9 protein-coding genes and 1 pseudogene are annotated in these 13,575 nt (G+C 72.5%); 2 read left to right on the forward strand and 8 right to left on the reverse strand.

Features of this window, described 5'->3' with window-relative positions:
- Window positions 1–10 precede the first annotated feature (10 nt).
- A complete protein-coding gene (locus IF55_RS18910; protein WP_030877972.1) occupies window positions 11–757 on the reverse strand; it encodes an AraC family transcriptional regulator in 747 nt (248 codons plus the stop codon).
- Between the two features lie 54 nt (window positions 758–811).
- On the opposite strand from IF55_RS18910, the gene IF55_RS18915 reads away from it, so the two are divergent.
- Window positions 812–2,059, forward strand: a complete 1,248-nt coding sequence (locus IF55_RS18915) for an MFS transporter (RefSeq protein ID WP_048832175.1) — start codon at window positions 812–814, stop codon at window positions 2,057–2,059.
- 251 nt (window positions 2,060–2,310) lie between these two features.
- Here IF55_RS18915 and IF55_RS18920 read toward each other — a convergent pair whose 3' ends face one another.
- The 5 genes from IF55_RS18920 to IF55_RS18940 all read right to left on the reverse strand — a co-directional run bounded on the left by IF55_RS18920 (window position 2,311) and on the right by IF55_RS18940 (window position 7,229).
- A complete protein-coding gene (locus IF55_RS18920) occupies window positions 2,311–4,731 on the reverse strand; it encodes an FtsX-like permease family protein (protein ID WP_030877978.1) in 2,421 nt (806 codons plus the stop codon).
- Window positions 4,728–5,414 carry an ABC transporter ATP-binding protein gene (locus IF55_RS18925; RefSeq protein ID WP_030877980.1) on the reverse strand — a complete coding sequence of 229 codons (687 nt, stop codon included), beginning with the start codon at window positions 5,412–5,414 and terminating at the stop codon, window positions 4,728–4,730. Before IF55_RS18925 ends, IF55_RS18920 begins: the two co-directional genes overlap by 4 nt.
- The gene (locus tag IF55_RS18930; RefSeq protein WP_030877982.1) at window positions 5,411–5,935 is read right to left on the reverse strand and encodes a PadR family transcriptional regulator; all 525 of its coding nucleotides are present in this window, start codon (window positions 5,933–5,935) and stop codon (window positions 5,411–5,413) included. The genes IF55_RS18925 and IF55_RS18930 overlap by 4 nt, the downstream gene beginning before the upstream one ends.
- Before the next feature lie 104 nt (window positions 5,936–6,039).
- On the reverse strand, window positions 6,040–6,381 hold the full coding sequence (locus tag IF55_RS18935) for a type II toxin-antitoxin system antitoxin (protein ID WP_398243258.1): 342 nt from the start codon (window positions 6,379–6,381) through the stop codon (window positions 6,040–6,042).
- Window positions 6,327–7,229, reverse strand: a complete 903-nt coding sequence (locus tag IF55_RS18940) for an SPFH domain-containing protein (protein WP_398243349.1) — start codon at window positions 7,227–7,229, stop codon at window positions 6,327–6,329. Before IF55_RS18940 ends, IF55_RS18935 begins: the two co-directional genes overlap by 55 nt.
- Before the next feature lie 311 nt (window positions 7,230–7,540).
- Between IF55_RS18940 and IF55_RS18945 the strand changes: the two genes are divergently transcribed.
- A complete protein-coding gene (locus IF55_RS18945) occupies window positions 7,541–9,790 on the forward strand; it encodes a transglycosylase domain-containing protein (protein WP_030877987.1) in 2,250 nt (749 codons plus the stop codon).
- A gap of 149 nt (window positions 9,791–9,939) precedes the next feature.
- On the opposite strand, the pseudogene IF55_RS37345 reads toward IF55_RS18945, so the two are convergent.
- Together IF55_RS37345 and IF55_RS18960 are read right to left on the reverse strand one after the other, a co-directional pair.
- Window positions 9,940–11,274 (reverse strand): annotated as a pseudogene (locus IF55_RS37345) (catalase); the annotation flags it as partial.
- Between the two features lie 128 nt (window positions 11,275–11,402).
- Entirely contained in the window at window positions 11,403–13,568 is a 2,166-nt protein-coding gene (locus tag IF55_RS18960; RefSeq protein WP_030877991.1) for an ATP-binding SpoIIE family protein phosphatase, read from the reverse strand.
- Window positions 13,569–13,575: the final 7 nt, after the last annotated feature.

Consider the following 13,575-nt stretch of genomic DNA (forward strand, 5'->3'; position numbering starts at 1 on the left):
ATCAGTGCTCTCAAGGGCGCCGGTTGTGGACGCCCGGGGTGTAGCCGAACGCGCGGCGGAAGACGTCGATGAAGGCGCTGGTCGAGGCCCAGCCGCAGCGGTGCGCGACGGCGGTCACCGGCATGTCGTCGGCGAGCATACGCAGCGCGTGGTAAAGGCGGAGCTGGGTGCGCCACTGCGGGAACGTCATGCCCAGCTCGCGACGGAACAGCCGGCTGAGCGTGCGCTCGCCGCCCCCGGTCGCGCTGCCCAGCTCGGCCAGCGTGCGCGGGTCGTCGGGGCGGCGGCGCAGCAGGTCGCAGACGGCCGCGAGACGCGGGTCGGAGGGTGTGGGCAACTGGACGAGCTGCTGGGGCGAGGCGCGCAACTGGTCGAGGAGGACCGCGCGCAGCCGGGCCCGCTCGGGGCTCTCGTCGTGCGGGCCGGCGGTGTACGCGAGGATCAGCTCGCGCAGCAGCGGGCTGACGGTGAGGACGGTGGGTGAGTCGAGGCCCAGGGGGTTGGTGTCGGGCTCCAGGCCGAGCAGGTGCAACGCGAGGTGGCCGTAGGCGCGGTGGGCGTGCACGCAGCCCGCGGGGACCCAGATCGCGCGGGTCCCGGGGGCGAAGCAGGTGCCGGCCTCGGTGGTGACGGCCAGCACGCCGGAGCCCGCGTAGACGATCTGGTGCTCGTCGTGGCGGTGCGCGTCGACCTCCTCCCCGGGCGCCATGGACTGGGCGCGGGTCGGGGCCACGGAAAGGTGGCGGATCTTCGGCATAGATTGGCACTTTATTGGAAGTGCGCCATGTGGTGCCGTGGCCACGATGAGGCCATGACGACCACAGCGCCCTCACCTGCCCCACCCGGCCGCCGGCCCATCACGCTGCTGTCCCTGGGACACGCCTGTGTGGACATCTACCAGGGCGCGGTGGCCGCCCTGGTGCCGTTCTTCGTCTCCGAGCGCGCCTATACCTACGCCGCCGCCTCCGGCATCGTCCTCGCCGCCTCCCTGCTGTCCTCCGTCGTCCAGCCGCTGTTCGGGGCCCTCGTCGACAAGTGGGCCATGCCCTGGCTGCTGCCGGTCAGCACGCTGCTGGGCGGCGCCGGGGTCGCCCTCGCCGGGGTCGGCGGCTCGTACGCCCTCACGCTCGCGGCCGTCGCCGTTTCCGGGGTCGGCATCGCCGCGTACCACCCGGAGGCCGCCCGCGTGGCGCGCGACGCCAGCGGCGGCAGCCATACCGCGATGGGCTGGTTCTCCCTCGGCGGCAACGTCGGCTTCGCCGCCGCGCCCCTGATGGTCTCGGCCGTCATCGCCACCGGCGGGCTGCACGCCTCGCCCCTGCTGGTCGTCCCCGCGCTCGCCGGCGCGGCGCTGTGCGTGGCCGCGCTGCGCGGCGCGCGGGCCCCCGGCGCGGCGGACGGCGGCCGGGCCCGTACGGAGGCCGCCGCCGGCCGGGACGACTGGGCGTCCTTCGCGAAGCTGTCGGGGGCCGTCGTGTGCCGCTCGATCGTCTTCGTCGGGCTCGGCGCGTTCATCTCGCTGTACGCGAGCCGGCGCACCGGCGGCGGTGATGTCGCGGGCACGGCCGCGCTGTTCGTGCTCTACCTCGGCGGCGCGGTGGGCACCGTGGCCGGCGGGCGGCTGGCCACCCGGTACGGGCGGGTGCCGGTCGTCCGGTGGTCGTACGCCCTGTGCGTGCCGGCCGTGGCCGGCGTGGTGTTCGTGCCGGGGCCGGCGCTCTTCGTGTTCACCGCGCTGACCTCGGCCGGGCTGTATGTGCCGTTCTCCCTGCACATCACCCTCGGCCAGGACTATCTGCCGCGGCGCGTGGGCACCGCGGGCGGCGTCACGCTGGGGCTGGCCGTCAGCGTCGGCGGCGTCGCCAGCCCGGTCATCGGCGCGCTCGCCGACGCCGTGTCCCTGCGGGCGGCTCTCGCGCCGCTGATCGCCCTGCCGGCCGTCGGGTGGCTCCTGCTGCGTACCTTGAGGGAGCCCGAACTGCCGGGCACGGTCCCCGGGCAGCCGCCGTCGGCCCCGGCACCGCCGGACCCCGCCGCCGACGCCGCGGCTCGTTCCTGAACCGCGGCGGCGGGGCGGGGCGGGGTGCGGGCCCCGCTCGGGGCCGGGACCCGGGGCCGGGATCGTACGGGCGGCGGGCCGCGTTCCGAGTCCGGCCGGTGTCAGTACGGGCGGAATGCCGCGTTCCGAGGTTCGACCGTCGTCCGTACGGGCGGAGGGCCGCGTTCCGGCTTCGGCCGGTGTCCGTACGGGCGGTGGACCGCGTTCAGGCCCGGCCAGTGTCCGTACGGGGCCCCGCGCCCGTACGTCCCTCACTCCGTGCGGAGGCCGTCCGGGCGCATCATCCGCCACAGCGGCGGCAGGCTGATCAGCGTCACCACGAGGATCACGGCGGCGCCGATGCCGGTCAGGGGCAGGAACACCAGCCAGTCCGCGACCGTGCGTTCGGCCAGCATCCTCAGCAGCACCAGCCCCAGGCCCAGTCCGCCCGCGATGGCCAGGGCCAGCCCCAGCACCACCGGGACCGCCGTCTGCCACAGCACGGACCAGGCCATCGTGGTGCGCCGGGTGCCGAAGGCCACCAGCACGGACAGCAGCCGCCTGCGCTCGCGCAACTGCTCCAGCATGGAGACCAGCATGCTGGCCGCGATCAGCAGCATCGTCGCACCCGCGGCGAGGAACAGCCCGGTGCGGACGGACTTGAAGCGCTTGTCGAAGTGGTAGTCCTCGATGGTGCGCACGCTCATCCTCGGATCGACCCGGGCCGCCGTGTTACGGGCGTACTCGGCCGCGTCCCGCTGGTGCAGGTCGAGCTGGACGCTCATCCGCAGCGTGGGGTTGAGCAGGTCCGCGGCGCGCACGGCCGAGGGGGTGGCGAAGATCCCCGACCGCCGGTCCCCGTGGGGGTCGGGGCGGGACTGGAGGGTGCGCGCCGACTTGGGCACGGTCCACGTCCTGGGGGCGGTCTTCTTCCCCTCCTCCTCCGGTCGCAGGTTGAGCTTCATGCCGGGCTTCTTCAGGTCGGCGGTGTCCGCCTCCGGTCCGTCGGCGCTCTCCACCAGGAAGACGTCGCCGTCCTCGCAGCCCCCGGTCAGCCGGGCGACCTGGCGCAGCGTCGGGCAGTCGCCGACCAGCAGGGTCTCGGTGGGCAGGAACTCCTCGCCCTTGCGCAGCGGGCCCGCGCGCTCCACGAACCCCTCGATCGTGCCGATGACCGCGCTCACGCCCTTGGTGGCCCGGAATTCGTCGAGCACCTTGCGCGCCGCGGTGGGGTCGTCCATCTGCACACTGGCGTAGAGCTGCGCGCGTTCGCTGTCCATGCCCGTCGCCTCGCGGTAGTCGCCCTGGACGCTGGAGAAGAGCATCTGGAGCGCGATGGTGCCCGCCACCGCCACGGTGATGCCGCTGACCGCGCGCGCCGCCGTGCCGCTGCTGAGCTGGAGCCGCCGGGTGGCCAACTGCCAGGCGACGGGGCCGCCCCGCAGCCGTCCCACCACGGCCTCGACCAGCCAGGGCAGCAGCAGGGTGATGCCGAACAGGGTCAGCGACGCGCCCGTGGCGATCTGGGCCGTCTTGACCTGGCCGCGGCCTTCGACGCTGCCGGCCAACGGCAGCAGCAGTGTCAGGCCGACGACGAGGACGGCCACCCGCCAGATCAGCCGGCGCCGTCGCTCGCCGGTGCCGCGCACCACGCCGAGCGGCTCGATGCTGACGGTGCGCAGCGCGAAGAGCGTGACGGCGACGGCGGAGGCCGGGATGGCCAGCACGACGATCGTGGCGAGCCAGGGCACGGGGGACACGTCGGCCGGGAAGACGTTGATGTCCCAGATCGTGACCGAGCCGATGGACTCCCGGCCGAGCAGGAAGAACGCGGCGCCCAGCACCAGCCCGAGCAGGGCTCCGAAGAGCGCTTCCCCGGCCGCGATCCGCCGTGTCATCTGCCGGTCGGCGCCCACCAGCCGCAGCGCCGCGAGCCGCCGGTCGCGCTGTTCGCCGCCGAACCGCACCGCCGTGGCGATGAAGATGGCCACCGGCATCAGCAGCACCACGCAGGCGATGATGATCACCAGGACGAGCTTCGCGTCCATCGGCCTGGTGTCGCCGTACCCCTCCTTGCTGCCGTAGTGGTCGGCGCGCATGCCCTGGTCCGCGGGGCCGAGATCGGCGCTGCCCGCGTAGTAGACGAGTTCGGAGGGTCCTACGACGCCGTTGTCGGCGATGGTGCCGACGACGCGGTAGGTCTTCAGCCGCTCCCGCAGCAGCCCGCTCCCGGAGTCGCGCAGCAGGTCGCGCAGGGCGGGGGAGACGACCATCTCGCCGGGGCCGGGCAGCTTCTGCACGCCGGGCGGCAGGGGCGGGTGGGCCCCGTCCGGCTGGATGAGGACGCCGTGGACGGCGTGGTCGCGGAAGCTGGTGTCGCTGTCCTGGTAGCGGAAGGAGCGGTCGGAGGCCCGCAGTTCCCCGTCCGGTTTGATGTAGCGCGCCTGGGAGCGCGCGTTGCGGGCGTCCAGGAGGTTGGGTATGGAGGACGCGCCCAGCAGCAGCGCGACGCCCAGGCCGACGCCGACGGCGGTCAGGATCGTACGGACCCATCCCTGGCGTCCGCCGCCCGCGGCGAACCGGACGCCCATCGTGAGGTCGCGGACCCAGGCGGCGAGTCCGCCGGGCGGCCCGCCCGGGGGCCGCCGGGCTCCGCTGTCCCGGTCGGCCCGCACGTCGTCGGTGAGCGTCATACGGCGCCCGCCATGTCACGGGCCTTGCCGTCGCGCACGACGACCTCGCGGTCGGAGTACGCGGCGACCCGCGCCTCGTGGGTGACCAGCACGACGGCGGCCCGGGTCTCGCGGGCGGCCTGCGTGAACAGCTCCATCACGCGCTCGCCGTTGAGCGAGTCCAGCGCGCCGGTCGGCTCGTCGGCGAAGAGCACGCGGGGCGAGGTGACCAGCGAGCGGGCGACGGCGACGCGCTGCCCCTGGCCGCCGGAGACCTGGCCCGGCCGCTTGCCGCCCACCTCGGCGACCTCCAGCCGCTCCAGCCACTCCAGCGCGCGGCCCTCGGCGTCCTTGCGCTTCACGCCGGTCAGCCGGAGCGGCAGGGCGACGTTCTCGACGCAGGTCAGTTCGGGCACGAGCTGGCCGAACTGGAAGACGAAGCCGAACTCGCCGCGGCGCAGGGCGCTGCGCTCGGCGTCCCCCATCTGGGACAGCTCGCGGCCGTCGAAGCGGACGGAGCCGGAGTCGGGGCGGACGATGCCGGCGAGGCAGTGCAGCAGCGTCGACTTGCCGGAGCCCGAGGGCCCCATGACGGCGACGACCTCGCCGGGGTGGATGGAGAAGTCCGCGCCGTCGAGGGCAGGCGTGGGCCCGTACGCCTTGCGGAGGTCCTGCGCGGTGAGGAGGGCGCCGTCGGGGGTCACGGGCGTACCTCCTTGGCGAGCTGGCCGAGCCGGGCGGCGGTCAATTCCAGCCACCGCAGATCGGCTTCGAGGTGGAAGAGGGCGTGGTCGCAGATGAGCTGGTCGGCCAGTTCGCCGGTGCGCTTCTGCTGCGTCAGGTCGCGCATCAGGCGCAGGTGTTCGGAGCGCTGCACGTCGAGCAGGTCGTTGGCGTCGCGGCCGGTCAGCAGCGCGAGGACGACCTTGGTGTAGAGGGTCGACTGGAGGTAGGGCTCGGGGGCCTCGGGCTGGGAGAGCCACTGGGCGACGTCGGTCACGCCCGCCTCGGTGATGGCGTAGCGCTTCCGGTCGGGGCCGCTGCCGTGCTCTATGCCGTCGACCTCCACTAGGCCGTTCTTCAGGAGGCGCGACATCGTCGAGTAGACCTGCCCGTAGTGGAGCGGGCGGTTCTGACCGAAGCGCTCGTCGAAGGCGCGCTTGAGGTCGTATCCATGGCGGGGGCCGGACTCCAGGAGCCCGAGCAGGGTGAGGCCGATTGACATGCGGAGCACTCTACACCACGTGTATACCTTGAGTGCATAGTTGGGTGTGAGGGGAGATTTAGCAGGTCAGACGTGTTTTTCGAGAGGAGGTGTACGTGCCGTGACTACGCGTCGGGGCTGGGCGGGGGAGCCCCCTCCTCGCCCCCCGTGTCCGGCCCGGCCTCCGCCGTCGCGTCCCGCTTCGGAGGCCGGCCGCGGCGCGGGATCGCGCCCGCGCCGCCGGGCAGCCGGCCCGCGTCCGCGAGCGCCTTGCGCAGCAGGAACTCGATCTGCGCGTTGGCGCTGCGCAGTTCGTCGCCCGCCCAGCGCGCCAGCGCGTCGTGTACGAGCGGGTCGAGCCGCAGCAGCACCTGCTTGCGCTGCCGCGGCCGCCGCTCCGGGGTCCGGTCCGTCACTGGTAGAGGGAGCCGGTGTTCAGGACGGGCTGCGCCGCGCGGTCGCCGCACAGCACCACCATCAGGTTGCTGACCATGGCTGCTTTTCGCTCCTCGTCGAGTTCGACGATGCCCTGCTCGCTGATGCGGCCCAGCGCCTCCTCGACCATGCCGACCGCGCCCTCCACGATCTGCCGGCGGGCGGCCACGACCGCGCCCGCCTGCTGGCGCTGGAGCATCGCGGAGGCGATCTCCGGGGCGTACGCGAGGTGGGTGAAGCGGGACTCGATGATGTGCACGCCGGCCGCCTCGACGCGGGCGCTCAGTTCGATGGCGAGCTTCTCGGTGATCTCCTCGGCGTTGCCGCGGAGTGAGAGGCCGTCCTCCTCGTGGGCGTCATAGGGGTACTCGATGGCGATGTGGCGGACGGCGGCTTCGGTCTGGGTGGCGACGAACTCCAGGAAGTCGTCGACCTCGAACATCGCCTGCGCGGTGTCCTCCACCCGCCAGACGACGACCGCGGCGAGTTCGATCGGGTTGCCGTAGGCGTCGTTCACCTTGAGCACCGCGGTCTCGTGGTTGCGCACGCGGGTGGAGATCTTCTCCCGGCTGGTGAACGGGTTGACCCAGCGCAGGCCGTCGGTGCGGATGGTGCCGCGGTAGCGGCCGAAGAGCTGTACGACGCGGGCCTCGCCGGGCGCCACCATGTTCACGCCCCGCATCGCGAAGAAAGAGGCCACCAGGAGCGCGATGCCGATGACGACCATCGGCACGGCCAGCGCCTGGCGGTCGCCGGACGCCAGGGCCCCGCCGCCGACGGCGAGCGCGGCGCCGATGAGCACGCCGAGGACGCTGAGCAGCAGCCCGAGCCCGCCGTTGATGTCGTGTGCCGGGGTCTCGCGGACGCGCGGCGCCGGCATGTCGGGCCCCTCGGTGCCGCCCGTGGGTCCCGCGGGGCCGGTGGCGGGCGCGGTATCGGCTGTGGACATGGAGATCCCCCTATTTCTGACACGGCGTTACGAGAGGTGCGGACGGTCCATCCGCACCTAGCAAACTGCTATCACTTTACACCCCGGTTCGGGTGTATGAATCTGGGACGACTACGGTTCCCAGGGGCCGCGTGCTGTATGTCACGTCTGGTAGGGGCTCGTTCGATGAGCTTTTGGTGACAGTTGCGGTGTTAGTTTCTTGAGCTGGGTTTGGGGGCGGACAGACTGGAGCTACGGGAGCGATGGGCCGAGCGGAAGCGCGGAAGGCGCAGAAGAAGGGCGCCCGCCGAGCAAAGGGCAGGGCGGGCAGGAACGGTAAGAAGGGCGGCATACGCCGCTTCTTCACCTGGAAGAAGCTGCTCGCCTACTTTGTGGCTGTGTGCGCGCTCATCGTGGGCGGCGCCATCGCGCTCTACTGGTACGTGGACGTGCCGAAGGGCAACCCCGCGGCCATGGAGCAGAGCAACGTCTACAAGCTGAGCAACGGCGAGGTGCTGGCCCGCAAGGGCGCCACCAACCGCGAGTCCGTGCCGCTCTCGAAGATCCCGCTGGACGTCCAGCACGCCTTCGTCGCCGTCGAGAACAAGAACTTCTACGACGACGACGGCATCGACATCAAGGGCACCACCCGCGGCATCCTCAACACCGTCATGGGCCGCGGCAAGCAGGGCGGCTCGACCATCACCCAGCAGTACGTCAAGAACTACTACCTGGGCCAGGAGCAGACCGTCACCCGCAAGGTGAAGGAACTGATCATCTCCCTGAAGGTCGACCGGGAGAAGGACAAGAACGAGATCCTCGCCGGGTATCTGAACACCAGCTTCTACGGGCGCAACGCCTACGGCATCCAGGCCGCCGCCCGCGCGTACTACGGCAAGGACGTCGACAAGCTCTCCATCGAGGAGGGCGCGTACCTCGCCGCGCTGCTCCAGGCCCCGAGCCAGTACGACTGGGCGGTCGCCGGGCCCGTGGGCAAGAAGCTCGCGCTGGGGCGCTGGAACGACTCCCTCAACAAGATGGTCGAGAAGGGCTGGCTCGACAAGGGCAAGCGGGACGCGATGAAGTTCCCGACGCCGATCAAGCCCAAGCCGGAGCCCGGGCTCTCGGGCCAGACCGGCTATCTGGTGAAGGCGGCCAACGACGAGCTGCTGCGGTCCGGCATGTCGGAGCAGGAGCTGGCCGGGGGCGGCTGGACCATCACGCTCAACATCGACCCGAAGAAGCAGGCCGCGCTGAAGGCGGCCGTCAAGGGCGAGGTCCTCGACAAGCTCGACCCCGAGAAGCGCAAGGCCGACCGGGACGCGCAGGTCGGCGCGGCCTCCGTCGATCCGAAGACCGGCAAGGTCCTCGCGCTCTACGGCGGCTCGGACTTCTTCAAGCACTACATCAACAACGCCACCCGCGAGGACTTCCAGCCGGCCTCGACCTTCAAGCCGATCATCCTGGCCGCCGCGCTCAAGGACGGCGCGAAGACCCAGGACGGCCTGCCGATCAACGCCAACACCATCTACGACGGCACGAGCAAGCGCCCCGTCAAGGGCAGCACGACGGCGTTCGCCCCGCCCAACGAGGACGACGTGAACTACGGTCCCGTCAACGTCCAGAAGGCGATGAACAACTCCGTCAACTCCGTCTTCGCGCAGATGGCGGTGGATGTCGGCCTCGGCAAGGTCAAGCAGACCGCCATCGACCTGGGCATGAACCCCAAGGCGGGCGGCTTCGACGTGCGGCCCGCCATGTCGCTCGGCGTGATGGGCGCGAGCCCCATGGAGATGGCCGGGATCTACGCGACGGTCGACAACCACGGCAAGAAGGTCACGCCGACGATCGTGAAGTCCGCGACGAACAACATCGGCGGCAAGGTCGAGATCAAGGACCCGATCGGCGAACAGGTCCTGCCGCGCGAGGCCGCCGACTCCCTCACCAGCGTCCTGACCGGCGTGGTCGACGAGGGCACGGGCTCCAAGGTGAAGAACGCGGACCACCAGGTGGCGGGCAAGACCGGTACCTCCGACGACAACAAGTCGGCCTGGTTCACCGGCTACACGCCCGACCTCGTCACCTCCGTCGGCATGTTCGGCGAGGGCGAGGGCGGCAAACAGGTGCCCCTCAAGGGCACCGCGGGCAAGGGGCGCATCAACGGTGGTGACTTCCCGGCCGAGATCTGGGCCGCGTACACCAACAAGGCGCTGAGCGGCGCGTCGCCGTCCAAGTTCGACCTCGTGGAGGGCTCGGAGCTGGAGTCCCCGCCGCCCACGCAGACGCAGACCCAGACGCCGCCGCCCACCCAGACGCAGACCCAGACGCCGCCGCCGACGCACACCCAGTCGCCGCCGCCGACGCGCACGCACACACCGCCGCCGCCGACGCACACGCAGACGACGCCGCCGCCGACGCACCACACGCCGCCGCCGTGGACGCCGTCCTCGCCGCCGCCGTCGCAGTCCACCGGCGAGGGCAGACCCGGGGGAGACGACGGCTGGGGCTTCTGAGCACGGGCCGGGCCCCGCCGATCCGAGGGGGTCGGCGGGGGCCCGGTTGTCCTTGGGGGGGGCGGGCGGGCCGTGCCCCCCGCCCCCGGCGGCCCCCCTGGGCTCGCCGGGGCCCGGCCCGTGCTCAGAAGCCCCAGCCGTCGTCTCCCCCGGGTCTGCCCTCGCCCGTCGAGGACCTCGCGGACCATGGTGCCCGGCTGCGTCCAGTCGTCGTCCTCGCGGTGCTGCCGGTACGCCTCGCGGACCATCTCGCCCGCCGCCGCCCAGCCCGCCGGGTCGCCGTAGGCCTCGGTGGCGGCCACCGGCCCGCCCTTGGAGTTCGGCGCGTACGGGGCCGACGCGTTGGACGGCACATACCGCATCGGGCCGTCCTTGGAGTAGGAGTTGACGGGCGCGTGCGGGCGGTTCGGCGGCAGTTGCGCGTAGTTGGGGCCGATCCGGTACCGGTGGGTGTCCGGGTACGAGAAGAGCCGGCCGAGCAGCATCTTGTCCGGCGACGGGCCGATGCCCGGCACCAGGTTCGAGGGCTCGAACGCGGCCTGCTCGATGTGGATGAAGTAGTCCTCGGGGTTGCGGTTCAGCGTCATCCGGCCGACCTCGATCAGCGGGTAGTCGCCGTGCGGCCACACCTTGGTCAGGTCGAAGGGGTTGAAGCGGTAGTCCGCCGCGTCCTCGAACGGCATGACCTGGACGTACATCGTCCACGAGGGAGCGTCGCCGCCGGCGATCGCGTCGAACAGGTCGCGGCGGTGGTAGTCGGTGTCCTCGCCGGCCAGGCGGTCGGCGTCCGCCTGGGTGAGGAAGTCGATGCCCTGGTCGGTCTTGATGTGGTACTTGATCCAGAACTTCTCGCCGCCGCCGTTGACCCACATGTACGTGTGGGAGCTGTAGCCGTTCATATGGCGGTAGCTCTTGGGGATGCCGCGGTCGCCCATCAGCCAGGTGACCATGTGCGCCGACTCGGGGGACAGCGTCCAGAAGTCCCACTGCATGTCGTGGTCGCGCAGCCCGTTGTCGAGGCGGCGCTTCTGGGACCGGATGAAGTCCTGGAATTTCATCGGGTCCTTGACGAAGAACACCGGCGTGTTGTTGCCGACCAGGTCGTAGTTGCCGAGTTCGGTGTAGAACTTCAGCGCGAAGCCGCGGGGGTCGCGCCAGGTGTCCGGGCTGCCCTGCTCGCCCGCGACGGTGGAGAAGCGGGCCAGCATCTCGGTCCGCTTGCCCGGCTGGAAGAGGCCGGCCTTGGTGAACTGGCTGATGTCGTTGGTGACCTCGAAGATCCCGTACGCCCCGCTGCCCTTGGCGTGCACCACCCGCTCGGGGACCCGCTCGCGGTTGAACTGGGCCATCTTCTCGATCAGATAGTGGTCCTGGAGCAGGATCGGACCGGTGTCACCGGCGATGGTCAGCGAGTGCTCGTCGCTCTCCACCGGAATGCCGACGTTGTTCGTCGTGTACGGGGCCTTGGGCACGGAGTCGGTCATTCGGAGCGCCTCCATAGGGTGCGCGGGGAACGTGGTGGCGTCGTGCTCTGTCCACCCAAGCAGTCAACTCCGCCGACGGCATGTCGGCAACAGCTTGGACCGCGTCCAAAACCGTACGTCGAAGACTTCTAGACACCCGCCGGTATGGGGAGCTCGAACCAGACAACCTTGCCCGCGCTCAGCCGCGTCGCGCCCCACCGCCGCGCCATCCGGTTGACCAGGTACAGCCCCCGGCCGCCCTCGTCGGAGGGGCGCGCCTGCCGCAGCCGCGGGAGCTGCGGCACGTCGTCGCCGACCTCGCAGCGCAGCACGTCCGTACGGAGCAGGCGCAGCGTGATCGGCCGCTCCGCGTACCGCACGGCGTTCGTCACCACCTCGCTGACCAGCAGCTCCACCGAGTCCGTCAGCTCCTCCAGGCCCCAGCGGGCCAGCGCCCGGCGGGCGAGGCGGCGCGCCTGGCCCGCCGTCTGGGCGCGCGGGTCCAGGAACCAGTACGCCACGTCGCTCGGCGCGATCCCGTCGAACCGGGCCGCCAGCAGCGCGATGTCGTCGTCCCGGTCGCCCGGCCCGAGCATCCCCAGCACCTCGTCGCAGAGCGGCTCCAGCGGCGGCGGGTTCGGGCCGGTCAGCCGGGCCGTCTCGGTCAGCCGCTCCCGCAACTGCTCGATGCCCGTCCACACGTCCCGAATCCGCGACTCCACGAGCCCGTCCGTGTAGAGCAGCAGCGTCGCGCCCGCCGGGGCGTCCAGCTCGACCGCCTCGAAGTCCACGCCGCCCACGCCGATCGGCGCGCCCGGCGGCACCCGCAGCACCTCCGCGCGCCCGCCGCGTTGCAGCAGCAGCGGCGGCGGATGCCCCGCGTTGGCGATCACGATGCGGTGGGCGACCGGGTCGTAGACCGCGTACAGGCAGGTGGCCATCCGGTCGGTGCCCAGCCGCTGCGCCTGCTCGTCGAGGTGGTGCAGCACCTCCTGCGGCGGCAGGTCGAGCCCGGCCAGCGTCTGCGCGGTGGTGCGGAGCTGGCCCATGATCGCCGCGGAGGTCATGGAGTGGCCCATGACGTCCCCGACCACGAGCGCCACCCGGTTGCCGGGCAGCGGGATCGCGTCGTACCAGTCGCCGCCGACCCGGGCCGTCTCGGCGGCGGGCAGATAGCGGCTCGCGAGCCGGACGCCCGTCGGCTGCGGCAGGGAGTCCGGCAGCATGGTGCGCTGCAGCTCGTCCGCGATGTAGACCTCGCGCCCGTACAGCACGGCCTTGTCGACGCCCAGCGCCGTATGCGTGGCGAGCTGCGCCGCGACCAGCAGGTCGTCGTTCTCGAAGGCGGGCCGCTCCGGGCGGCGTACGAACACGGCCGCGCCGATCACCCGGCGCCGCCCGCGCAGCGGCGCGAGGATCGTACGGTGCCCGTCCGGCACCCGGCGGGCGTCGCCCAGCAGCTCCGGCAGCGCGGCCCGGGCCGCCGTGGAGTCCCCGAACACGGGCCGTACGCCGCGCAGCACCTCGGCCAGCGGGCCGCCCATGACCACCTCGCACCGCTCGGTGGCGCCCCCGGCGAGCGACGGGCTCGGATCGGGCTGCGGAGGCAGCAGCGGCAGCCGTACGCCGTCCGTGTCGGCCTCCTCGGGTATCCGGTCGGTGCGCCGCAGCCGCAGCACGACGGGGTCCACGGGGCGCTCGTCGCCCACCGGCAGCGGGTCGCGGAGATAGACGAGGATCGCGTCCGCGAAGGTCGGGACCGTGGCCCGGCAGAGGCCGAGCACGATCTCGTCGAGGTCGATGCCGCGCGCGATGCGGCGCGTCGCGGCCCCCACGAACCGCAGCCGCTCGCCGCCGGTGCCGCTGGCGGTGGGCCGGCCGTCGCGCGGGCCGCGGGGGCCGCCGACCTCGGCGAGCGGGCGGCCCGCGGCGGCGGAGCGGGGCGCCCCGTGTCCGGCCGCGCCGCGGTCCGCCTCGCCCGGATGGCCCTGCGGCGGGGGCGTACGGTCGCCCGGCGCGGGCTCCGGCGCGGCGGGCCCGGCGGCGAGGGACGCCGGAACGTTTGAGCTCTCGTCGTCGGGGCGGGCGCCCCTGGTGGCGTCGGCTGAACCTGTCAGGTCCGCCGGGCCCGCCGGTCCGGTGCCGGCGCGGCCGTCCGGGCCGTGCGCCGCCTGGGCGCCGCCGTCCGGGCAGCCGCCGGCGCGCGCCGGTGCGGCACGGGGGTCCGGGACCGCGCCGTGCGCGTCGTCCGGGCCCGCGCTCGCGCCGGAGGCGGCGGGCTGCCGTGCTTCGTGGGAGGTCGGGTGCTCCGTCACGCGTGAG

Origin of the sequence: Streptomyces varsoviensis (genome assembly GCF_000718635.1) — a bacterium.
GTDB lineage: Bacteria > Actinomycetota > Actinomycetes > Streptomycetales > Streptomycetaceae > Streptomyces > Streptomyces varsoviensis.